Here is a 21,792-nt window from a genome sequence, read left to right as displayed (position 1 = left end):
CCTGCTCGCGAAAGCGGTATCTCAGTCACTATTGATGGCGACTGATTCACCGCATTCGCGAGCAGGCTCGCTCCCACATTTTTTTGTCTTGCGTAAAGGCTCAACCCGCCGAACGACTGATCCGAATCCGCTTGCGCGCACTGCGTGTCAGCCGGATCGACAGCATCAGCGCCGCGCAGCTCAAACCGACAATCAGACCCTGCCACAAGCCGCTCGGGCCACGTGGTTCGCCGAGCCAGTCGGTCAGGCCGAGCGCGTAACCCACCGGCAAACCAATCCCCCAGTAGGCGAACAGAGTCAGGATCATCGTCACGCGAGTGTCCTGATAACCACGCAACGCGCCGGCCGCAGTTACCTGGATCGCATCGGAAAACTGGAACAGTGCTGAATAGACAATCAGCATCGCCGCGATGTGAATCACCGTCGGATCGGCGGTATAGATCGACGCAATCGGCTCGCGCAGCAACAGCATCAGGCTCGCTGACAGGCAGGCGTAGGCCAATGCTGTGCCCATGCCGACTCCAGCGGCAAAACGCGCCTCACGCGGTTCCTCGCGGCCCAGCGCCTGGCCGACACGCACGGTGACCGCCATGCCCAGCGAATAGGGAATCATGAACACCAGCGAGCTGACGTTCAGCGCGATCTGATGCCCGGCCACCACCGTCGCGCCGAGGCTGCCGATCAGCAGGGCGATCACGGCAAAGATGCTCGACTCGGCAAACACCGCGATGCCGATTGGCAAACCGATCGACAGCAGGCGCTTGATCACCGCCCACTGCGGCCAGTCGAAGCGGCTGAACAGTTCGCTCGAGCGATAGGCTGGCGCCCAGCGTTCGTAAGCGGCCAGGCCCAGCGCCATCACCCACATCACGATCGCCGTGGCCCAGCCGCAGCCGACGCCGCCCATGGCCGGCACGCCGACGTGGCCATAGATGAAGATGTAGTTCAGCGGAATGTTCAGCGCCAGACCGCACAGGCCCAACACCATGGCCGGGCGGGTACGGCCGATTCCATCACTGGTGCAGCGCAGCACGTGATAGAAGGCCACCGCTGGCAAGCCGCTGGCGATGCCGTGCAGGTATTGCATGCACGGGCCGATCAATTCGGGATCGACCTGCATCAGGTGCAGCACCGGTTCGGCGGCGATCAGCATCGAGGTAGCGATCAAGCCGACGACCAATGCCAGCCACAACGCCTGCCGCACGATCGGGCCGATTTCGCTGTGCTTGCCAGCGCCGAAACGCTGCGCGACTTTGGGCGTGGTGGCCAACAGGGTGCCAGTCATCAGCAGAAACACCGGAACCCAGATCGAGTTGCCCAATGCCACTGCCGCCAGATCCTTGGGCCCGACGCGCCCGGCCATCACCGCATCGACGAAGCCCATGGCCGTGGTCGCCAGTTGCGCGATGATGATTGGCAGCGCCAGGGCGAGCAGGTTTTTCAACTCCAGGCGAATCCGCGCTGGGCGGGACAGGGAGACGGCGACAGGTTGATCGGTTACAGGGTTCACAGGCAAAGCGTCCAGAAAGTTAGTGCGCGAGGCGGCGCATTCTACGCCGCTGACACCCCGGTCAGGAAAAATCCTCTGTTGCGCATTTGTAAGCGCAAACCCTGCTGGCTGATCGACGCGTCTGCACCTAAACTGCCGATCCGCCCAAGGAGCCCGCCATGCTGATTGTTGCCGACGAAAATATACCCCTGCTCGACGCTTTTTTTGCCGGTTTCGGCGAGATCCGCCGGGTGCCGGGTCGCTCCATTGACCCTGCGACGGTCGAGCAGGCCGATGTGTTGCTGGTGCGCTCGGTGACCAACGTCAATCGTGCGCTGCTTGAGGGCAGCAAGGTGCGCTTTGTCGGCACCTGCACCATTGGCACCGATCATCTGGATCTTGATTACTTCAACGAGGCCGGAATCTGCTGGTCGAGCGCGCCGGGGTGTAATGCCCGGGGTGTGGTCGACTACGTACTGGGCAGTCTGATGACGCTGGCCGAAATCGAAGGCGTTGATCTGACTCACCGGACTTACGGCGTGGTTGGCGCCGGTGAAGTCGGTGGTCGCTTGATCAAGGTCCTCAAGGGCCTGGGCTGGAACGTAAAGGTCTGCGATCCGCCGCGTCAGGCTGCCGAGGGCGGCGAATATGTCAGCCTTGAGCAGATCCTCGAGGAATGCGACGTGATCAGTCTGCACACCCCTTTGACTCGTCATGGCGACGACGCGACCTGGCACCTGTTCGATCAACAGCGTTTGCAGCAACTCAGGCAGGGTGCATGGCTGATCAACGCCGCGCGCGGCCCTGTGGTGGACAATGCAGCGCTGCGAGAGGTACTGCTGGAGCGCGACGACCTGCAAGCGGTGCTCGACGTCTGGGAAAAAGAGCCTGAAGTCGATGTTGCGCTGGCCGAGCTTTGTGTATTGGCAACGCCACATATTGCCGGTTACAGCCTCGACGGCAAGCAACGCGGGACCGCGCAGATCTATCAGGCCTACTGCGCATTCATTGGTCAGCCTGCAACTATCCAGCTTGGTGATCTGTTGCCAGCACCCTGGTTGTCGGAAGTTTCCCTGCACGTCGACAGTGATCCGGCGTGGGCACTGGCGATGTTGTGCCGGGGCGTGTACGACCCGCGCCGCGACGACGCGGATTTCCGCCGCAGCCTGGTGGGAAATGTCGCTGAGCAACGAGCGGCGTTTGATGTGTTGCGCAAGCAGTACCCGGTGCGACGCGAGATCGAAGGGCTGAAGGTGCGGATCGAAGGGGATGCGCCGGGCTTGCGTCAGCTGGTCGAGGCGCTGGGCGCAAACCAGGTCCCATAATCGCATTGCCCGTAGGAGCTGTGTAGGAGCTGTCGAGTGAAACGAGGCTGCGATCTTTTGATCTTGCTGTTAAGAATCAACATCAAAAGATCGCAGCCTCCGGCAGCTCCTACACGATCCCAAGTGAATTCCGGAAAGAAAAAACCCGGCCAATCAGGGCCGGGTCAGGAAGACGGTGGCTATATCACTCTTGTTCGGCAGGCTTGACCAATCGCTTCTCCAGTTCGCGGCAAGCGTCCTGGATCATGTTTTCAGTGATCGGTACTTCGCGGCCCTGTTCATCGATAATCGAGCAACCCAGAGACTGGTCGGGTTGGGTGCGGATCACTTCAATCTTGTCTTCGCTGCTGTGTTGCAAGGACATGGCCTGTCTCCTCATCAGGTTGTGTGCCTAAGTTAAAACCGCCAGTGACCAGGCTGTGACAACTCCCTGCGGTCTGTCGCCGGGCGGCATCTCTACTCAAACAGAAATGACCGCTCGTCTCAACCGCAACCTTAGACCAATCGTTTCTAGCATCCGGACATCCCGGGCATATTTAACCTGACTCATTGTGATTTACAGAGTTCCACCCCATCTGAAGTCTGTAGGCTGGCCCGATCCATTTGCGCAGACGTGAACTCCATGATCTCCATGCTTTCTTCCCGACACCGGCGCGCCCTGCGCCTGACCAGTCATTTTCTCCTGCCGTACCGCTTGCATGCGTTTGGCGCGTTGCTCGCGTTGATCGTCACAGCCGGTATTACCTTGTCGATGGGGCAGGGCATCAAATTGTTGGTCGATCAGGGCTTCATGACCCGATCGCCGCATCTGCTCAATCAGTCCATCGGCATTTTCATGCTGCTGGTGCTCGGGTTGGCGCTGGGCACTTTTGCCCGTTTCTATCTGGTGTCGTGGATCGGCGAGCGCGTGGTCGCTGACATTCGTCGTCAAGTGTTCAACCACTTGGTGTATCTGCATCCGGGCTTTTATGAGGACAACCGCAGCTCGGAAATCCAGTCGCGCCTGACCGCCGACACCACGCTGCTGCAATCGGTAATCGGCTCGTCGCTGTCGCTATTCCTGCGCAATCTGCTGATGGTGATCGGCGGTGTGGTGTTGCTGTTCGTCACCAATCCCAAACTCACCAGCATTGTTGTGATTGCGCTGCCGCTGGTGATAGCGCCGATCCTGATTTTCGGCCGCCGCGTGCGCAATCTGTCGCGCCAGAGCCAGGATCGCATCGCCGACATCGGCAGTTATGTGTCGGAGACCCTTGGCCAGATCAAAACCGTGCAGGCGTACAACCATCAGGTACAGGACGAGCAGCGTTTCGCCTCGACCGTCGAGCAGGCGTTCGAGACCGCACGCAAACGGATCTTCCAGCGGGCATGGTTGATCACTCTGGTGATCGTGCTGGTGCTAGGCGCGGTCGCAGTGATGTTGTGGGTCGGTGGCATGGACGTCATGGCCGGGCGCATCTCGGCTGGCGAGCTGGCGGCATTCGTTTTCTATAGCCTGATCGTCGGCAGTGCGTTCGGCACGCTGAGCGAAGTGATCGGCGAACTGCAACGCGCTGCCGGCGCCGCCGAACGCATTGCGGAATTGCTGCGTTCGGAAAACATCATCCAGCCACCGCTGACCGGACTGATCACTTTGCCAGCGCGAGTCAAAGGTGAGCTGGAGTTGCGCGATGTGCGCTTTTCCTACCCGTCGCGTCCAGATAGCTACGCAGTCGATGGTTTGAATCTGACGGTTAGGGCGGGTGAAACCCTGGCACTGGTAGGGCCGTCCGGCGCGGGCAAGTCCACTGTCTACGACTTGTTGCTGCGCTTCTACGATCCGCGCGAGGGCCAGATTCTGCTTGATGGTGTGCCGCTGACCAGCCTTGACCCACTGGATCTGCGCCGCTGTTTCGCACTGGTCTCGCAAACCCCTGCGCTGTTCTTCGGCAGTGTGGAGGAGAACATTCGCTACGGCTGCCCAACCGCCACGCTGGAGCAGGTCAAGGAAGCTGCGCGAATCGCCCACGCCCACGACTTCATCGAACAGATGCCGGACGGCTATCAGACTCATCTCGGCGACGGCGGCCTCGGGCTTTCCGGTGGCCAGCGCCAGCGCCTGGCCATCGCTCGCGCGTTGCTGGTGGACGCGCCGATCCTGCTACTGGACGAAGCTACCAGCGCCCTCGATGCGCAGAGTGAACACCTGATTCAGGAAGCCCTGCCAACGCTGATGAAAAACCGCACCACGCTGGTCATCGCCCACCGGCTGGCCACGGTGAAGAACGCTGATCGAATTGCTGTGATGGATCAAGGCAAGCTGGTAGCGGTGGGGACACACCAGCAATTGATCGCCAGCAATCCGCTGTACGCGCGGCTGGCGGCGTTGCAGTTTAATGATGGTCAGCCTGATTAACCGACCCAGTAACCGACCCAGTAACCGACTGGTAATGATCCATAAAAAAATGCCCGTATCTCACGATGCGGGCATTTTTCATTCTCATGCGGTCACTGCCTGCTCATTGATCATCAAAATACCGCTCATGCCAATCCACCAGAGGTTGTGGCGAGTTGAGCTTCTGGCCGTAAATCACCGAGTACGACAGCACGTTCTGCACGTACTGGCGGGTTTCGTCGAAGGGGATGCTTTCCACCCAGACGTCGAAGCTCAGGTGATCGGCGCCGCGCAGCCATTGACGCACGCGGCCGGGGCCGGCGTTGTAGGCGGCGGAGGCGAGCACGCGGTTGCCGTTGAACTGGCTGTGCACCTGGCTCAGATAAGCGGCACCGAGCTGGATGTTCTTGTCCGGGTCGAGCACTTGCTGGGGCGAGGCCAGCGGAATGCTGAACTTGCGCGCGGTCTCCTTGGCGGTGCCGGGCATCAATTGCATCAGACCGCTGGCGCCGACGCCGGAGCGCGCGTCGTCCATGAAGGCGCTTTCCTGCCGGGTGATGGCGAAGACCCAACTCGAATGCAGGCCGCGAACCTTGGCTTCACGCACGAGGGTATCGCGGTGGGCCATCGGGAAGCGGATGTCCAGATCGTCCCAGTACTGCGCCTGACTGATGGTGCGGATCGCCGGGAAGTACCACTTCAGGTCGTAGGCCAGCTTGGCCTGGGCGACCATTTCATCGCGATTGAAATGGCGGCTGACGTGATACCACTCGCGACGCCCGTCGACGATCTGCCCGCGCGCATGAAACTCCAGCGCGCGGCGAACGCCGGGGGTGTTGCGAACCTTGTTGATCAGTGCCTGGCTCAGCACCAGCGGCTTGTTGTTCAGCGAGTAAGGCGACTGTGAACGGTCAGCGGCGAGGAAGCCGTAGAAGTCCCGTTCCCGCGCCAGGTTCTTGTACAGGTTCAGCGCTTGCGGGTTCTGCGGCTGGGCCAGTTCCAGGCTGCGCGCCTGCCAGTAGCGCCAACGGTTGGTGGTGGCGAGGTCTTGCGGCAGACGTTTGGTCAGCTCGTACGCATCATTCCAGCGTGCCAGACGCAGCAGCAGGCGCAGGCGCCATTCCGAGACGGTGTTGTCGCGCAGCTCCGGATCGTATTTGGTCATTACATCCAGTGCGCGGCTGTCGAAGCGGCGTGCGAGGGTCAGGCCGATCTCGCGAGCGATCGCGACTTTTTCATCGCGAGAGAAATGCATGCTGCTGGCGTACCCGTCGAGCAGGGCCATGGCCTTGTCCGGATCCTGCCGGGCGAGGCGGCGCAGGCCAAGGCTGACGACGTCGGACATCGGCTCGTCGGCCGGGGTGAAGCGCGACGGCTGATTGAGCAGTTCGGGTTTCTGCGCCACGTCGACCAGCAAGCGCCCGCGCGGGGCGAGGGTGGTCAGGCCGTTGATCAGACTGTTGGCCAACGGATAGTTGCGCGCCTGTGCGGCGAGCTTGGTGCGCTCCCAGCGTTTCTGCTCGGTCAATTGGCCGTCCGCGGCCCAGATACCGAACAGGGTGTCACAGGCGGCCGGTTGCGATTTGCCGGTCAGCCAGAGTTTTTCCGCGTTGGCATAGCCTTCGGCTTTCTTGTCGTGGCTGATCTGGTATTGCGCGTTGAGGCAGTCGAGCTCGGTGAAATTCAGTTTCGGATCGTAATACTTGACGAACGTCGCCCAGTCGCCACGGTCGGCGAGCCAGCGTAACCAGCGCAGCTTCATCCAGTTGGCTTGCGGCAGGTCACCGTGTTCGGCGAGGAATTTCTCGATTTCCGCGTTGCTCGCGGTCTTCAGGCGCGCGGTCAGCTCGTCGTAGGCCAGATACGGCTCCAGCGGATAATCGGCCAGCGCCTGGCTGTAGCGGAAATACGGGCCGGTATCGCCTTTGGCCAGCGCGCGCTTGGCTTCATCGTAATACTGGCGTTGGGTGGAAAGGTCCACCGCCTGGACGGATTGAGCGGCAGCGGCGGTAAGAAACAAGCAGGACAAAACACTGAAAAGGCGACTGCGCATGAGACATCCGGGCAGAGAAATCATGACAAGTGCCGATCGGAATCCGCACTGAATTGCCTGTAGCTTAGCCTTTTGCCAGCAAGCGGCGAAAGCTTTGCGCGCCTCGCTGCACAAGTTCGCAACAAATGTTGTGCAGAGTGCTTCGACAGACAAATTGCCGGCCTGCTGAAGCCTCAAGTCAGGTAGAATGCGCCCCCGGTTTTTGGAGAAGCTCATGACCCTGCTCAAATTCAGCGATGTGTCCCTTGCGTTCGGCGCTATGCCGTTGTTGGACAAGGTGTCCTGGCAGATCGCCCGTGGTGAGCGGGTGTGCATCATCGGCCGCAACGGCACTGGCAAGTCCAGCATGATGAAACTGGTCAAGGGCGACCAGAAGCCCGATGACGGCTCGGTGTGGCGTGCCCCCGGTCTGAAAATCGGCGAATTGCCGCAGGAATTGCCGGTGGCCGACGACCGGACGGTATTCGATGTGGTAGCCGAAGGCCTCGACGGCGTCGGCGCGTTGCTCGCCGAATATCATCATCTGAGCCAGAACATCGTCACCGACGCCGATCTGGACAAGCTGATGCACGTCCAGCACGACCTCGAAGCCCGTGACGGCTGGCGCTTGCAGACGCTGGTCGACAGCACCCTGAGCCGCCTGCAACTGCCAGCCGACAAGACCCTCGCCGAGCTGTCCGGTGGCTGGCGTCGTCGCGTCCTGCTGGCGCAGGCGCTGGTGTCCGAACCGGATCTGCTGCTGCTCGACGAACCGACCAACCACCTGGATATCGGTGCGATTGCCTGGCTCGAAGAAGCGCTGAAAGATTTCCAGGGCGCCGTGCTGTTCATCACGCACGACCGTTCCTTCCTGCAGAACCTTGCCACGCGCATTCTCGAACTGGATCGCGGCGGCCTGATCGACTGGAACGGCGACTACGCCAGTTTCCTCGTGCACAAAGAGGCCGCCCTGGCCGCTGAAGAAACCGCCAATGCGCTGTTCGACAAACGTCTGGCTCAGGAAGAAGTGTGGATCCGTCAGGGCATCAAGGCCCGGCGTACTCGTAACGAAGGCCGCGTGCGCGCGCTGAAAGCCCTGCGTGTCGAGCGCAGTGAGCGTCGCGAGCGTACCGGCAAGGCCAACATCCAGCTGGAAACCGCTGATAAGTCCGGCAAGCAGGTAATGGTCCTCGAGAACGTCAGCTTCGCGCATCCGGGCGGGCCTTTCCTGATCAAGGATTTCTCCATGGTCCTGCAGCGTGGCGACCGTATCGGTCTGCTCGGCGCCAACGGTACCGGCAAGACCACACTGCTGAAACTGATGCTCAGCGGTCTGCAACCGACCAGCGGTAAAGTGGAAGAGGGCACGCGCATCGACGTCGCCTACTTCGACCAGTTGCGCCATCAGTTGGATCTGGAAAAAACCGTAATCGACAACGTCGCTGAAGGTCGCGATTTCATCGACATCGACGGGCAGAGCCGGCACGTGCTGAGCTATCTCGGCGACTTCCTGTTCAGCCCGCAGCGTGCGCGCACGCCGGTCAAGGCGCTGTCGGGCGGTGAACGTGCACGCCTGTTGCTGGCGAAGCTGTTCAGCAAGCCGGCCAACCTGCTGGTACTCGACGAGCCGACCAACGACCTCGATGTGGAAACCCTCGAGCTGCTCGAAGAAGTGCTGCTGACCTTCAACGGCACCGTGCTGATGGTCAGCCACGACCGGGCATTCCTCGACAACGTGGTGACCAGCACGCTGGTTTTCGAAGGCGAAGGCAAGGTTCGTGAATACGTCGGCGGCTATCAGGACTGGATCCGTCAGGGCGGCTCGCCGCGCCTGCTGGGCGTGACTGAAAGCAAGTCGGGCAAGGCGGACCTGAATTCAGCGGTGGTTACCGCTGAGCCGGCTGTGGTTGCTGCGCCTGTCGCGGCTGCTCCGGCGGCCAAGAAGAAGCTTAGTTACAAACTGCAACGCGAGCTGGAAGCGCTGCCGGGTGACATCGATGCGAAGGAACAGCAGATTGCCGCCGTCGAGGCTGAGATGGCTGAGGCCGGTTTCTATCAGCGCCCGCCAGCAGAAACGGCCAAGGTGATTGCTTCTCTGGAGCAGTTGCAGGCTGAGCTGGATGCATTGGTGGAGCGTTGGGCTGAGCTGGATGCCTGATTGAACCGGATGTGAAAAGCCCGGCGCTCAGTGATGAGCGCCGGGCTTTTCATATGTCAACGCAGTTCCCTTGCAGGAGTGAGCCTGCTCGCGATAGCGGTTTCGCATTCAACGAATTCATCGACTATCAGAACGCTATCGCGAGCAGGCTCACTCCTACATGGAGGGGCATTTCAGCGTTTGACCAGGTGTACCGCCAATACATCGCATGGTGCACCGTGGAGTACGTCGTTGGCGGTAGAGCCGAGCAACAGTGCCAGCCCATGACGCCCATGGCTGCCGACCACGATCAGATCACATTGCTGTTCCTTGGCGACGTGATGGATTTCCTGGCGTGGCTGACCATAAGTCAGATGGCAGTTGGGGCCTTCGAGTTCGGAGTACTTGAGCTTCAGGCGCTCAAGACGCTCCTTGGCCTGATCGAACTGCTGCTGTTGCAGTTGTGACAGGTCCATCGGCACGTCGCCACCGAACGCCATGGCCATCGGCTCGACGATATGCACCAGCGACAGTTTGGCGCCATTGCTCGCCGACAGCTCTCGGGCGCGGTGAATCACAGGGTCGCACTCTTCGGTCAGGTCTACGGCGACCAGAATATGGGTGTAGGGCATGAGGTGCTCCTCGTGACGGTTCAATATTGGTAAGTATGGCTGGTTTCAAGCGCATTGGCTCGCAAGTGACACAATGGGCTCATCAAAAATCGGGAGTACAGATATGACGGTCTGGCTGGTGGTGTCAATCCTGCTGGTAGTTTTAAGTCCGCTGGCATGGTTGCGCCCATCGCGCGCGCAGAGCGGGCGCATGGCCTTGCGCATGGAAGCGCGACGCATCGGCCTGGCCATGCAACTGGCGCCGCAGGAATGGCCGCACTGGCTGTTGCCCGAGCCGCCGAATCCCTGCGCCCAGTACCACCGGCCCCGGCGTGGCAGTCAACCGGCGTGCTGGACCTACTGGCAGAAAACTCCGGGTGTCTGGGTCAATCAATGGCAGGAAGCCTGCGATGACCGGACGCTGCTGGATTATTTCGAAAAATTGCCGGGCAATGTTTTCAAGATCGAAGCGGACAAGCAGATGATCGCGTTGTACTGGGGCGAGAAGGGCGAGGCGACGGTTTTGCAGGATATCGACGCCACGCTGAAAGCGCTGGCGTGAAGCGGCGATTTTTCTTCCTGCAACGGTGAGAAGTGCCCGGCAGACGCGCAATAAAAAGCCCGACATGATGCGTCGGGCGGGTTGGCCAGGCAGGCCGGTAATCTCTCTGTGGAGGCGGCATGCGCTCGCCCCGGCAACTTTCCCAGCAGTGCAGCTAGCTTAGCCTTGTAAACAGCGCTCGCCTAAAATTAGGGCGACTTTTCTAACTATTGATTCTATGAATGGCTGACCATGCAAGCGGGTGTTGCTGCTCATCATGGTGCAGAAATGACTGCAAAGTCGCATTTCAGCCCGAATTTAGGGCGATTGACAATTGTCAGAAATTCCGTGAAGGTGACGTACCCGAATCAAACGGGCGTATGAATTGAGCGTTTGTCTTACAGACTGCTCCTACAGAATCCCGACTATCGCGTTGGCGGGTGTGCCAGGCGGACGGTGTCAGTATCGACGAACAAAGCGTCCTTCTGTGCCATATGCCTGCGTCCGACGTGTACTGTTCAGCTTCCATATCGTGGAGATCAGTTGATGATTTACGAAGGTAAAGCCATCACGGTTAAAGCTCTTGAAAGTGGCATCGTCGAATTGAAATTCGACCTCAAGGGTGAGTCCGTCAACAAGTTCAACCGTCTAACCCTGAACGAACTGCGTCAGGCCGTAGACACCATCAAGGCAGATGCTTCGATCAAGGGCGTGATCGTCAGCAGCGGCAAGGACGTATTCATCGTCGGCGCCGACATCACCGAATTTGTCGACAACTTCAAGCTGCCGGATGCCGAGCTGGTTGCTGGCAATCTCGAAGCCAACAAGATCTTCAGCGATTTCGAAGACCTCAACGTGCCAACCGTCGCGGCCATCAACGGCATCGCCCTCGGTGGCGGTCTGGAAATGTGCCTGGCGGCCGATTATCGCGTCATGTCCACCAAGGCCAAGATCGGTCTGCCGGAAGTCAAGCTGGGCATCTACCCAGGTTTCGGCGGTACCGTACGTCTGCCGCGCCTGATCGGTGTCGACAACGCCATCGAGTGGATTGCCGCCGGCAAGGAAAACCGTCCTGAAGACGCGCTGAAAGTCAGCGCCGTCGACGCCGTGGTTGCACCTGAGAAACTGCAGGAAGCTGCCCTCGAGCTGATCAAGCGCGCCATCTCCGGCGAGTTCGATTACAAGGCCAAGCGTCAGCCAAAGCTTGAAAAACTCAAGTTGAACGCCATTGAGCAAATGATGGCTTTCGAAACCGCCAAAGGTTTCGTGGCTGGCCAGGCCGGCCCGAACTATCCGGCGCCGGTTGAAGCGATCAAGACCATCCAGAAAGCCGCCAACTTCGGTCGCGACAAAGCGCTGGAAGTGGAAGCTGCAGGCTTCGTCAAGCTGGCCAAGACCTCTGCGGCGCAGAGCCTGATTGGCCTGTTCCTGAACGATCAGGAATTGAAGAAAAAGGCCAAGGCCTACGACGAAATCGCCAAAGACGTGAAGCAGGCCGCCGTACTCGGCGCCGGCATCATGGGCGGCGGTATCGCCTATCAGTCGGCCTCCAAAGGTACGCCGATCCTGATGAAGGACATCAACGAGCACGGTATCGAACAGGGTCTGGCCGAAGCCGCCAAACTGCTGGTCGGCCGCGTTGACAAAGGTCGCATGACCGCCGCGAAGATGGCTGAAGTGCTCAACGGCATTCGTCCGACCCTGTCCTACGGCGACTTCGGTCACGTCGATCTGGTCGTCGAAGCTGTGGTCGAGAACCCGAAGGTCAAGCAAGCGGTACTGGCTGAAGTCGAAGGTCAGGTCAAAGAGGACACCATCCTCGCCTCCAACACTTCGACCATTTCCATCAGCCTGCTGGCCAAGGCCCTCAAGCGTCCGGAAAACTTCGTCGGCATGCACTTCTTCAACCCGGTGCACATGATGCCGCTGGTGGAAGTGATCCGTGGCGAGAAGTCCAGCGAACTGGCCATCGCCACCACCGTTGCCTACGCGAAGAAAATGGGCAAGAACCCGATCGTCGTCAATGACTGCCCGGGCTTTCTGGTCAACCGCGTTCTGTTCCCGTACTTCGGCGGTTTCGCCAAGCTGGTCAGCGCCGGTGTCGATTTCGTGCGTATCGACAAGGTCATGGAGAAATTCGGCTGGCCGATGGGCCCGGCATACCTGATGGACGTGGTCGGCATCGACACTGGTCACCACGGTCGTGACGTCATGGCTGAAGGTTTCCCGGACCGCATGAAGGATGACCGCCGTTCGGCCATCGACGTGCTGTACGAAGCCAAGCGCCTGGGCCAGAAGAACGGCAAGGGCTTCTACGCCTACGAGGCCGACAAGAAAGGCAAGCAGAAGAAGGTCGCCGATCCGTCGGTGCTGGAAGTGCTCAAGCCGATCGTTTACGAGCAGCGCGAAGTCACTGACGAAGACATCATCAACTGGATGATGATCCCGCTGTGCCTGGAAACCGTGCGCTGCCTGGAAGACGGCATCGTTGAAACCGCCGCCGAAGCCGACATGGGTCTGGTTTACGGTATCGGTTTCCCTCCATTCCGTGGCGGTGCGCTGCGCTACATCGATTCGATCGGTGTCGCCGAGTTCGTTGCCCTGGCTGACCAGTACGCTGATTTGGGCGCGCTGTACCACCCGACCGCGAAGCTGCGCGAAATGGCCAAGAACGGCCAGAGCTTCTTCGGTTAAGCGCCCCCAACTAGAGTGAGAGTGAACTTATGAGCTTGAATCCTAGAGACGTCGTGATCGTCGACTTCGGTCGTACTCCGATGGGCCGCTCCAAGGGCGGCATGCACCGCAACACCCGCGCTGAAGACATGTCGGCGCACTTGATCAGCAAACTGCTGGAACGCAACAGCAAGGTCGACCCGGCGGAAGTCGAGGACGTGATCTGGGGCTGTGTCAACCAGACCCTGGAGCAAGGCTGGAACATCGCGCGCATGGCGTCGCTGATGACCCAGATTCCGCACACTTCGGCCGGCCAGACCGTCAGCCGCCTGTGTGGCTCGTCGATGAGCGCACTGCACACCGCAGCGCAAGCGATCATGACCGGCAACGGTGACGTGTTCGTGGTCGGCGGCGTCGAGCACATGGGCCACGTGAGCATGATGCACGGTGTCGATCCGAACCCGCACATGTCGCTGTACGCGGCGAAAGCCTCGGGCATGATGGGCCTGACCGCTGAAATGCTCGGCAAGATGCACGGCATCACCCGTGAGCAGCAGGATGCCTTTGGCGTGCGTTCCCACCAGTTGGCCCACAAGGCAACCGTGGAAGGCAAGTTCAAAGACGAAATCATCCCGATGCAGGGTTACGACGAGAACGGTTTCCTTAAACTGTACGACTACGACGAAACCATTCGTCCGGAAACTACCCTGGAAAGTCTGGCGGCACTGAAGCCGGCATTCAATCCAAAGGGCGGCACCGTGACTGCCGGTACTTCGTCGCAGATCACCGACGGTGCTTCGTGCATGATCGTGATGTCGGCGCAGCGTGCACAGGATCTCGGTATCCAGCCTATGGCGGTCATCCGTTCGATGGCAGTGGCGGGTGTGGATCCGGCAATCATGGGCTATGGTCCAGTGCCGGCAACCCAAAAAGCTCTGAAGCGTGCGGGCCTTGGCATCAACGATATCGACTTCTTCGAGCTCAACGAAGCTTTCGCCGCACAGGCCCTGCCAGTGCTGAAAGATCTGAAAGTGCTCGACAAGATGAACGAGAAGGTTAACCTGCACGGCGGCGCTATCGCCCTGGGTCACCCGTTCGGTTGCTCCGGTGCGCGTATTTCCGGCACCCTGCTGAACGTGATGAAGCAGAATAGCGGCACCTTCGGGGTGGCCACTATGTGCATTGGTCTCGGCCAAGGCATCTCCACCGTCTTCGAACGCGTTTAAGCGTCTCGTCGATGGAAGCCGGGGCCCAGTGCCCCGGTTTTTGTTTTTTGGGTTTTTTATTTATTTTTGAAAAGATTCAGTGAGGGCCGAAGCATGCCGATACAACCTGGGCTCTACCAACATTACAAAGGTCCGCAATACCGTGTATTCAGTGTTGCGCGGCATTCCGAAACCGAAGAAGAAGTGGTCTTTTACCAAGCCCTGTATGGCGATTACGGCTATTGGGTGCGCCCGCTGAGCATGTTCGTCGAGTCGGTTGAGGTTGACGGCGAGCAGGTGCCGCGCTTTGCTTTGGTGCAGGCCGAACCGAGCCTTTTTGACAAGGTTTGAGGCAACTGCGCAAAGAACCCTGCGCTTGACCTCACCTTGTATCAACTATATATAGCGGTGCCGCGTCAGGCGCCAACCGCCTTTCACTTCTAGAATTCAGGAATTTTCTGATCCATGGGCAAATCGCTGGTCATTGTGGAATCCCCGGCTAAGGCCAAGACCATCAACAAGTATCTGGGTAACCAATACGTGGTGAAGTCGAGTATCGGCCATATCCGAGACCTGCCCACCAGCGGTTCGGCTAGCGCCAGCAAAGAGCCAGCCGCCAAGCGCGGCAAGGCTGCTGCGGGCGAAGGTCCGGTGCTCTCGCCGAAAGACAAAGCGCGCAAGCAGCTGGTCTCGCGTATGGGCGTCGATCCCGAACACGGCTGGAAGGCCAAGTACGAGATCCTTCCAGGCAAAGAGAAGGTCATCGAAGAGCTGCGCCGGCTCGCCAAGGATGCTGACACCATCTATCTCGCAACCGACTTGGATCGCGAGGGGGAAGCCATTGCCTGGCACCTGCGCGAAGCCATCGGTGGTGACGACAGCCGTTACAAGCGCGTAGTGTTCAACGAGATCACCAAGAAGGCGATCCAGGAAGCCTTCTCCGAGCCGGGCGAGCTGGACATCGATCGTGTCAACGCCCAGCAGGCGCGTCGCTTCCTCGACCGCGTCGTCGGCTACATGGTGTCGCCGCTGCTGTGGGCCAAGATCGCCCGTGGTCTGTCCGCCGGCCGTGTGCAATCGGTTGCCGTGAAGCTGGTGGTCGAGCGTGAGCGAGAAATCCGCGCGTTCATTCCGGAAGAATACTGGGAAGTGCACGCTGATCTCGGCACTGCCAAAGGCTCGACCGTGCGTTTCGAAGTGGCTCGCGAAAAAGGCGAAGCCTTCAAGCCGCTGAACGAAGCCCAGGCCATGGCCGCGCTGGAGAAACTGAAGTCTTCCAGCTACAGCATCGTCAAGCGCGAAGACAAACCGACCAGTAGCAAACCATCGGCGCCTTTCATCACGTCGACCTTGCAGCAGGCTGCGAGCAACCGCCTTGGTTTCGGCGTGAAGAAAACCATGATGATGGCCCAGCGTCTTTACGAAGCCGGCTACATCACTTACATGCGTACCGACTCGACCAATCTCTCGGCCGACGCCGTGGCGATGGCGCGCACTTACATCGAAGACGAATTCGGCAAGAAGTACCTGCCGGAAACGCCGAACGTCTACAGCAGCAAGGAAGGCGCGCAAGAGGCTCACGAAGCGATTCGTCCGTCCGACGCCAACACCACGCCGAGCAAGCTTGCGGGCATGGAACGTGATGCCGAGCGTCTGTATGAGCTGATCTGGCGTCAGTTCCTCGCCTGCCAGATGCTGCCGGCACAATACCTGTCGACCACCGTCAGCGTCGGCGCTGGCGACTTCGAGTTGCGCGCCAAGGGCCGTATCCTCAAGTTCGACGGTTACACCCGCGTAATGCCGCAGATCGCCAAGCCTGGCGATGACGATGTACTGCCGGATATGGCGCAAGGCGATGTGATGAAGCTGATCAAGCTCGATCCATCGCAGCATTTCACCAAGCCACCGGCGCGTTATTCCGAAGCCAGTCTGGTCAAGGAAATGGAAAAGCGCGGCATCGGTCGTCCTTCGACTTACGCTGCGATCATTTCGACCATTCAGGATCGCGGTTACGTCACGCTGCACAACCGTCGTTTCTATTCGGAAAAGATGGGCGACATCGTCACTGAGCGTCTGTCCGAGAGTTTCTCCAATCTCATGGACTACGGCTTCACCGCCGGCATGGAAGAGAACCTCGATGACGTGGCGCAGGGTGAGCGCGACTGGAAAAACGTGCTGGACGAGTTCTACGGCGACTTCAAGAAGAAACTCGAAGTAGCGGAAAACCCGGACAGCGGCATGCGTGCCAACCAGCCAGTGATGACCGATATTCCTTGCACCACCTGCGGCCGTCCGATGCAGATTCGTACTGCCTCGACTGGCGTGTTCCTCGGTTGCTCGGGCTATAGCCTGCCGCCGAAAGAGCGCTGCAAGGCCACGGTCAACCTGGTGCCGGGCGATGAAATCGCCGCAGACGACGAAGGCGAATCGGAATCGCTGGTACTGCGCGGCAAGCATCGCTGCCCGATCTGCAGCACGGCGATGGATGCCTACCTGCTGGACGAAAAGCGAAAGTTGCACATCTGCGGCAACAACCCGGATTGCGCCGGTTACGAAATCGAAGAAGGCAGCTATCGCATCAAAGGCTACGAAGGTCCGAGTCTGGAATGCGACAAGTGCGGCAGCGAGATGCAGCTCAAGACCGGCCGTTTCGGCAAGTTCTTCGGCTGCACCAACCCCGAGTGCAAAAACACCCGCAAGCTGCTGAAGAGCGGTGACGCGGCGCCGCCGAAGATGGATCCGGTGAAGATGCCTGAGCTGAAATGCGAAAAGGTCAACGACACCTACATCCTGCGCGACGGCGCCTCCGGTCTGTTCCTGGCCGCCAGTCAGTTCCCGAAAAACCGCGAGACCCGTGCTCCGCTGGTGATCGAGATTCTGCCGCACAAGGACGAGATCGATCCGAAGTACCACTTCCTGTGCGAAGCTCCGCAGAAGGATCCTGATGGTCTGCCGGCGGTCATCCGCTACAGCCGCAAGACCAAGGAGCAATACGTGCAGACCGAAGTCGACGGCAAGCCTACGGGCTGGAAGGCTTACTACGATGGTGGCAAGTGGACTGTTGAAGACAAGCGCAGCGCGAAGGCCAAGGCTGAGTAAGCGTTAGTCTGAACAGCAAAAAGGCCGCATGAAACCTTACGGATTTCATGCGGCCTTTTTGTTTTGTGCTTGCGGTGGCGTTGGCTGATCCACGACACTGTCCGGCCTGTGTGAAGCAATTATTTCGTTGTGGAGGCTGCCGTCATGGCCCACGAACTCTATACCCGCACCAACCAGAAAATCTATTTCGCCGGGCTGTCACTCGAAGCTCTGGCTCGTGCTGAAGAAGGGCGGGCGATGAATTCTCTGGCGCTGATTCAGGCCGGGCGTGAGTCGGCGTTGTTCCACCTCTACGGCGCACTGCTGGGTCTGTGTCATGAGATTGCCGGCTTTTACCGGCTACCGCAGGCCAATTCGCCGAGGGCGGAGGAGTTGCTGAAGCAGGAAGTCCTGGAATCGATCGCTATCCCGGAGCTCGCAGAAATGGTCGAGCTGGCCGGGAACTCGGAAACCTGGCTGGCCAAACTGCTGGCGGCGCACGCGGCACTGTTTCAACCTCCCAGGGGGCCACGCAAGCCGAAAGGCGACGTGACACAGCCGCTGATTCAGGCCGTCAACCTGGATGAAGAAGAGGCGCCAGAAGAGTTGAGTCGAGATGAGCTGGAGAGCTGGCGGCAGAACCTGAAAGGTCTGGCCCTCCGTTTCCGCGAAGGCTTGAACGAGTGCTAACGGGGTTTGATGCAGTGGCAATCTGAAACATGCTGCTGGTCAAGATCCCGAGCGAAGCTCGAATGATGTCTATATAATCGCTGCCTTTCGTGGAGAACAGACTTATATGCCAACGTCCTTTCTAGAAATTGTCGAGTTACCAGACGGCCGAATCGAACTGCGCAGGGCTGAGGACGAAGGTTCTCTGGTGACGCTGGATTTCTCCGAGGATGCCAAGGCGTTCCTGCAAGGCCAGCACGTTGAAATCGCCAAAGCGATGTTGAGCGTTGGCGTGCAGATGGCCGGTCGCATGGTTGAAGGCGAGTTTGATAAGGAAGAGGGGCCGCGGGTTCTTCATTGATCCGCGCTTTGGCCTTTCCCGGTCGCTTGTTACAGATCGGCTTCTCTGTCCTGGAGAAGCCCTGCGCTTCACACAGCGCGCATCATCAGGCAATCAACCCAAACGAATATTAAGACTCTGCGCTTCGCCCGTACGCGCGGCGCTGATCAGTTGTTGCCGTGAATTGGCATTCAGCGGGTTGAGCCAGGTCACCACCGTGTGACTGCGACCCAGGCGCAGCGCTTCGCACGCCAGTTGCTGAGCACTTTGAGTGCCGCGCGGTTGCAGCAGCAGAATGCGTTCGCGGTTCAGGCCGGCATCGCGTAGCCAGGTTTGCGTCAGACTGGCGGGCGGTGCGATCAGCGTCAGCCAGCGAGCATCCTGGTCCTCGCTGAGTTCACGCAGGATCGGCGCGAGCAGGTTCAGGCAGTTCCCGGCCGCACCGCGCAGTGACAGCTCACTGAAAGCGTCAGGTTTGGCATTCCAGTCACTCTCGATCACGTCTTTAAGGATCGGCGCCATAGGCTGCGCCAGAAACGCTTCGAATAAAGGCAGTTGTGTTTGCTGAGTTGTGTGTGGGAACTGCATGGAGCCTCCTTTAGCGGCGAATGACGCCGACACTCAAGCCTTCGATCACCAGTTCCTGGTCTTTCAGGTCGACTTCGATAGGGGCAAACTCGGGGTTTTCGGCGATCAGCCAGACTTTGCTGCCTTCGCGCTTGAAGCGTTTGACCGTCACTTCGTCGCCGATACGGGCAACCACAACCTGGCCGTTACGCGCTTCGCGGGTGGTGTGCACTGCCAGCAGGTCACCGTCGAAGATGCCGATGTCCTTCATGCTCATGCCGTGCACGCGCAACAGGTAGTCGGCGCGAGGATGGAAGAAGGTCGGGTTGATGTTGCAGGATTCTTCGATGTGCTGTTGAGCGAGGATCGGCGCGCCGGCAGCCACTCGGCCGATGATCGGCAGGGTGGAGTCGTCCGCCTTGGCTTCGAAGCCGGGAATACGGATGCCGCGGGAAGCGCCCGGGGTCATCTCGATCGCGCCTTTGCGGGCCAGGGCCTTGAGATGCTCTTCCGCCGCGTTGGGCGATTTGAAACCCAGTTCCTGAGCGATTTCCGCACGGGTGGGCGGATAGCCGTTGTCTTCGAGGCAACGTTTGATGAAGGCCAGAATCTCGGCTTGGCGTGGCGTCAGCTTTAGCATATTGATCGCTCTGTCTTTTTATACAGTGACTGGGATTATATACAGTGAAGCAATCTTGGCAATGGGCGTTTTTTTACCGCCCGCCGAGCGGTCACGATGAGCGTTTATTAATGCTGGCGCGTTGTATGGTTAAATAGCTGACCGACCATTCCCGAAACGAACCGGCAGGCTTGACAAGGCACAGGCTGAAACGTATGTTTCAAACAAGTGTTTGTCAGGCGGAGTAGCCATGGCCCAGTCGGAAACCGTTGAACGCATTCTTGATGCTGCCGAGCAGTTGTTCGCGGAGAAAGGATTCGCTGAAACCTCATTGCGTTTGATCACCAGCAAGGCTGGTGTCAATCTGGCTGCGGTGAATTATCACTTCGGCTCGAAAAAGGCGCTGATCCAGGCGGTGTTCTCGCGTTTTCTCGGGCCGTTCTGCGTCAGTCTCGACAAAGAGCTCGAGCGCCGTCAGGCCAAGCCGGAGAACAAGCCAACCCTCGAAGAACTGCTGGAGATCCTCGTCGAGCAAGCGCTCGTCGTGCAGCCTCGCAGCGGTAACGACCTGTCGATCTTCATGCGCTTGCTCGGCCTCGCGTTCAGTCAGAGCCAGGGCCACTTGCGGCGTTATCTCGAAGACATGTACGGCAAGGTGTTCCGCCGCTACATGTTGCTGGTCAATGAAGCGGCGCCACGCATTCCGCCCATCGAGCTGTTCTGGCGCGTGCACTTCATGCTTGGCGCCGCCGCGTTCAGCATGTCCGGGATCAAGGCCTTGCGCGCGATTGCCGAGACCGATTTCGGCGTCAACACGTCCATTGAGCAAGTCATGCGCCTGATGGTGCCGTTCCTCGCTGCCGGCATGCGCGCCGAAACCGGCGTTACCGATACCGCCATGGCCAGTGCACAACTGCGTCCGCGCAGCAAATCGACGCCGGTCGCCGCCAAGGTTTGACCGCGCACGGGTGGGCGCGGCAGCGGGGATCCGCTAAGCTAGCCGGCCATGCCGACTCTCGTAATGAACCCGATCTGCATGATTCTGCTGACCGTCCGGGCACTGCCCACGGTAGCGGACACAGGCAGATCGGGTTTTTCGTTTTCAAGGAATCTCTATGACTGCTGGCCTGCAAGGCTCGTTGATGGTGGACGTCGCCGGTACCTGGCTGACGGCCGAAGATCGCCAATTGTTGCGTCAGCCCGAAGTGGGCGGCCTGATCATTTTTGCCCGTAACATCGAGCATCCACGCCAGGTGCGCGAGCTCAGCGCCGCGATCCGCGCGATTCGCCCGGATCTGTTGCTGGCGGTGGACCAGGAGGGCGGGCGCGTGCAGCGCCTGCGTCAGGGTTTCGTGCGTCTGCCGGCCATGCGCGCCATCGCCGATAACCCGAATGCAGAGTATCTCGCCGAACAATGCGGCTGGATCATGGCCACCGAAGTGCTGGCGGTCGGGCTCGACCTGAGTTTCGCCCCGGTGCTGGATCTGGACTATCAGCGCAGCGCCGTAGTGGGCACCCGTTCTTTCGAAGGGGACCCCGAGCGCGCAGCCTTGCTCGCGGGTGCATTCATCCGCGGCATGAACAGCGCCGGCATGGCCGCCACCGGTAAGCATTTCCCAGGCCACGGTTGGGCCGAAGCCGACTCTCACGTGGCGATCCCGAACGACGAGCGCAGCCTCGACGAAATCCGCGCCAACGATCTCGTGCCGTTTACCAGACTCAGCCAGCAACTCGCCGCCGTCATGCCGGCCCATGTCATCTATCCGCAAGTCGATTCACAGCCCGCCGGTTTCTCCCGGCGCTGGCTGCAGGACATCCTGCGCGGCGAGTTGCAGTTCGATGGCGTGATCTTCAGTGACGACTTGTCGATGGCCGGCGCCCACGTGGTCGGCGACGCCGCCAGCCGCATCGAAGCTGCACTCACTGCTGGCTGCGACATGGGCCTGGTGTGCAACGACCGCGCCGCTGCCGAACTGGCCCTCAGCGCCGCCCAGCGCATGAAAGTCAAGCCGTCCGCACGCATCGCCAAGATGCGCGGTCAGGCCTTCGCCAGCACCGATTATCGTCAGGACCCGCGTTGGCTCACCGCCCTCGGCGCGCTCAAAGACGCTCAACTGATCGATTAAGGATTT

18 protein-coding genes are annotated in these 21,792 nt (G+C 59.8%); 12 read left to right on the top strand and 6 right to left on the bottom strand.

Translation table 11 applies throughout. The features are described from left to right. Window positions 1-100 precede the first annotated feature (100 nt). Entirely contained in the window at window positions 101-1,510 is a 1,410-nt protein-coding gene (locus GXB78_RS24770) for an MATE family efflux transporter (RefSeq protein ID WP_329517394.1), read from the bottom strand. Window positions 1,511-1,668: 158 nt separating this feature from the next. Here GXB78_RS24770 and pdxB point away from each other — a divergent pair, with 158 nt between their 5' ends. Further along, window positions 1,669-2,814 carry a 4-phosphoerythronate dehydrogenase PdxB gene (pdxB, locus tag GXB78_RS24765; protein WP_329517393.1) on the top strand — a complete coding sequence of 382 codons (1,146 nt, stop codon included), beginning with the start codon at window positions 1,669-1,671 and terminating at the stop codon, window positions 2,812-2,814. 184 nt (window positions 2,815-2,998) lie between these two features. Here the strand turns inward: pdxB and GXB78_RS24760 are convergent, their stop codons facing one another. Continuing rightward, window positions 2,999-3,178: a PA1571 family protein gene (locus GXB78_RS24760; protein WP_042609025.1), complete on the bottom strand. Its 180-nt coding sequence runs from the start codon at window positions 3,176-3,178 to the stop codon at window positions 2,999-3,001. 258 nt (window positions 3,179-3,436) lie between these two features. On the opposite strand from GXB78_RS24760, the gene GXB78_RS24755 reads away from it, so the two are divergent. Beyond that, window positions 3,437-5,209, top strand: a complete 1,773-nt coding sequence (locus tag GXB78_RS24755; RefSeq protein ID WP_329517392.1) for an ABC transporter transmembrane domain-containing protein — start codon at window positions 3,437-3,439, stop codon at window positions 5,207-5,209. 103 nt (window positions 5,210-5,312) lie between these two features. On the opposite strand, the gene GXB78_RS24750 is transcribed toward GXB78_RS24755, so the two are convergent. Further along, window positions 5,313-7,241 carry a transglycosylase SLT domain-containing protein gene (locus GXB78_RS24750; protein ID WP_329517391.1) on the bottom strand — a complete coding sequence of 643 codons (1,929 nt, stop codon included), beginning with the start codon at window positions 7,239-7,241 and terminating at the stop codon, window positions 5,313-5,315. A 214-nt stretch (window positions 7,242-7,455) separates the two neighbouring features. Between GXB78_RS24750 and GXB78_RS24745 the strand changes: the two genes are divergently transcribed. Beyond that, window positions 7,456-9,378: an ATP-binding cassette domain-containing protein gene (locus GXB78_RS24745; RefSeq protein WP_329517390.1), complete on the top strand. Its 1,923-nt coding sequence runs from the start codon at window positions 7,456-7,458 to the stop codon at window positions 9,376-9,378. A 173-nt stretch (window positions 9,379-9,551) separates the two neighbouring features. Here GXB78_RS24745 and GXB78_RS24740 read toward each other — a convergent pair whose 3' ends face one another. Next, complete coding sequence (locus GXB78_RS24740) at window positions 9,552-9,989, bottom strand: universal stress protein (RefSeq protein WP_329517389.1); 438 nt, start codon at window positions 9,987-9,989, stop codon at window positions 9,552-9,554. A 103-nt stretch (window positions 9,990-10,092) separates the two neighbouring features. On the opposite strand from GXB78_RS24740, the gene GXB78_RS24735 reads away from it, so the two are divergent. The 7 genes from GXB78_RS24735 (at window position 10,093) to GXB78_RS24705 (ending at window position 18,495) form a co-directional block, all read left to right on the top strand. Then, complete coding sequence (locus GXB78_RS24735) at window positions 10,093-10,530, top strand: hypothetical protein (RefSeq protein ID WP_329517388.1); 438 nt, start codon at window positions 10,093-10,095, stop codon at window positions 10,528-10,530. A 525-nt stretch (window positions 10,531-11,055) separates the two neighbouring features. Then, the gene (fadB, locus tag GXB78_RS24730) at window positions 11,056-13,203 is read left to right on the top strand and encodes a fatty acid oxidation complex subunit alpha FadB (RefSeq protein WP_039760793.1); all 2,148 of its coding nucleotides are present in this window, start codon (window positions 11,056-11,058) and stop codon (window positions 13,201-13,203) included. Between the two features lie 29 nt (window positions 13,204-13,232). Continuing rightward, complete coding sequence (gene fadA / locus GXB78_RS24725) at window positions 13,233-14,408, top strand: acetyl-CoA C-acyltransferase FadA (RefSeq protein WP_016775495.1); 1,176 nt, start codon at window positions 13,233-13,235, stop codon at window positions 14,406-14,408. Window positions 14,409-14,501: 93 nt separating this feature from the next. Continuing rightward, window positions 14,502-14,738, top strand: coding sequence for a DUF1653 domain-containing protein (locus GXB78_RS24720; RefSeq protein WP_076563666.1), 237 nt, complete (start codon window positions 14,502-14,504; stop codon window positions 14,736-14,738). Between the two features lie 114 nt (window positions 14,739-14,852). Then, a complete protein-coding gene (topA, locus tag GXB78_RS24715; RefSeq protein WP_129999684.1) occupies window positions 14,853-17,486 on the top strand; it encodes a type I DNA topoisomerase in 2,634 nt (877 codons plus the stop codon). 144 nt (window positions 17,487-17,630) lie between these two features. Beyond that, window positions 17,631-18,155 (top strand): DUF6586 family protein, encoded by a 525-nt coding sequence (locus GXB78_RS24710; protein ID WP_329517387.1) that lies wholly within the window; start codon window positions 17,631-17,633, stop codon window positions 18,153-18,155. Window positions 18,156-18,261: 106 nt separating this feature from the next. Beyond that, the gene (locus tag GXB78_RS24705) at window positions 18,262-18,495 is read left to right on the top strand and encodes a hypothetical protein (protein WP_003226592.1); all 234 of its coding nucleotides are present in this window, start codon (window positions 18,262-18,264) and stop codon (window positions 18,493-18,495) included. A gap of 93 nt (window positions 18,496-18,588) precedes the next feature. On the opposite strand, the gene sulA is transcribed toward GXB78_RS24705, so the two are convergent. Continuing rightward, window positions 18,589-19,062: an SOS-induced cell division inhibitor SulA gene (gene sulA / locus GXB78_RS24700; RefSeq protein ID WP_329517386.1), complete on the bottom strand. Its 474-nt coding sequence runs from the start codon at window positions 19,060-19,062 to the stop codon at window positions 18,589-18,591. Window positions 19,063-19,072: 10 nt separating this feature from the next. After that, the gene (gene lexA / locus GXB78_RS24695) at window positions 19,073-19,681 is read right to left on the bottom strand and encodes a transcriptional repressor LexA (protein WP_016775490.1); all 609 of its coding nucleotides are present in this window, start codon (window positions 19,679-19,681) and stop codon (window positions 19,073-19,075) included. A 229-nt stretch (window positions 19,682-19,910) separates the two neighbouring features. Here lexA and GXB78_RS24690 point away from each other — a divergent pair, with 229 nt between their 5' ends. Together GXB78_RS24690 and nagZ are read left to right on the top strand one after the other, a co-directional pair. Next, the gene (locus GXB78_RS24690; protein ID WP_042609037.1) at window positions 19,911-20,618 is read left to right on the top strand and encodes a TetR/AcrR family transcriptional regulator; all 708 of its coding nucleotides are present in this window, start codon (window positions 19,911-19,913) and stop codon (window positions 20,616-20,618) included. A 157-nt stretch (window positions 20,619-20,775) separates the two neighbouring features. Continuing rightward, the gene (nagZ, locus tag GXB78_RS24685; protein WP_329517385.1) at window positions 20,776-21,786 is read left to right on the top strand and encodes a beta-N-acetylhexosaminidase; all 1,011 of its coding nucleotides are present in this window, start codon (window positions 20,776-20,778) and stop codon (window positions 21,784-21,786) included. The last annotated feature ends 6 nt before the right edge of the window (window positions 21,787-21,792 follow it).

The sequence above is a fragment of the Pseudomonas moraviensis subsp. stanleyae genome, assembly GCF_036283065.1.
In the GTDB taxonomy this organism is placed as follows: Bacteria; Pseudomonadota; Gammaproteobacteria; order Pseudomonadales; family Pseudomonadaceae; genus Aquipseudomonas; species Aquipseudomonas stanleyae.
Note: the sequence above shows the minus strand (reverse complement) of the source record. Positions and strands in the feature narration are given on the sequence as shown.

Bases quoted from the DNA above. Each gene is read 5' to 3' on its own strand.
- pdxB (WP_329517393.1), top strand. From the start codon at position 1,669: ATGCTGATTGTTGCCGACGAAAATATACCCCTGCTCGACGCTTTTTTT.
- GXB78_RS24760 (WP_042609025.1), bottom strand. From the start codon at position 3,178: ATGTCCTTGCAACACAGCAGCGAAGACAAGATTGAAGTGATCCGCACC.
- GXB78_RS24755 (WP_329517392.1), top strand. From the start codon at position 3,437: ATGATCTCCATGCTTTCTTCCCGACACCGGCGCGCCCTGCGCCTGACC.
- GXB78_RS24750 (WP_329517391.1), bottom strand. From the start codon at position 7,241: ATGCGCAGTCGCCTTTTCAGTGTTTTGTCCTGCTTGTTTCTTACCGCC.
- GXB78_RS24745 (WP_329517390.1), top strand. From the start codon at position 7,456: ATGACCCTGCTCAAATTCAGCGATGTGTCCCTTGCGTTCGGCGCTATG.
- GXB78_RS24740 (WP_329517389.1), bottom strand. From the start codon at position 9,989: ATGCCCTACACCCATATTCTGGTCGCCGTAGACCTGACCGAAGAGTGC.
- GXB78_RS24735 (WP_329517388.1), top strand. From the start codon at position 10,093: ATGACGGTCTGGCTGGTGGTGTCAATCCTGCTGGTAGTTTTAAGTCCG.
- fadB (WP_039760793.1), top strand. From the start codon at position 11,056: ATGATTTACGAAGGTAAAGCCATCACGGTTAAAGCTCTTGAAAGTGGC.
- fadA (WP_016775495.1), top strand. From the start codon at position 13,233: ATGAGCTTGAATCCTAGAGACGTCGTGATCGTCGACTTCGGTCGTACT.
- GXB78_RS24720 (WP_076563666.1), top strand. From the start codon at position 14,502: ATGCCGATACAACCTGGGCTCTACCAACATTACAAAGGTCCGCAATAC.
- topA (WP_129999684.1), top strand. From the start codon at position 14,853: ATGGGCAAATCGCTGGTCATTGTGGAATCCCCGGCTAAGGCCAAGACC.
- GXB78_RS24710 (WP_329517387.1), top strand. From the start codon at position 17,631: ATGGCCCACGAACTCTATACCCGCACCAACCAGAAAATCTATTTCGCC.
- GXB78_RS24705 (WP_003226592.1), top strand. From the start codon at position 18,262: ATGCCAACGTCCTTTCTAGAAATTGTCGAGTTACCAGACGGCCGAATC.
- sulA (WP_329517386.1), bottom strand. From the start codon at position 19,062: ATGCAGTTCCCACACACAACTCAGCAAACACAACTGCCTTTATTCGAA.
- lexA (WP_016775490.1), bottom strand. From the start codon at position 19,681: ATGCTAAAGCTGACGCCACGCCAAGCCGAGATTCTGGCCTTCATCAAA.
- GXB78_RS24690 (WP_042609037.1), top strand. From the start codon at position 19,911: ATGGCCCAGTCGGAAACCGTTGAACGCATTCTTGATGCTGCCGAGCAG.
- nagZ (WP_329517385.1), top strand. From the start codon at position 20,776: ATGACTGCTGGCCTGCAAGGCTCGTTGATGGTGGACGTCGCCGGTACC.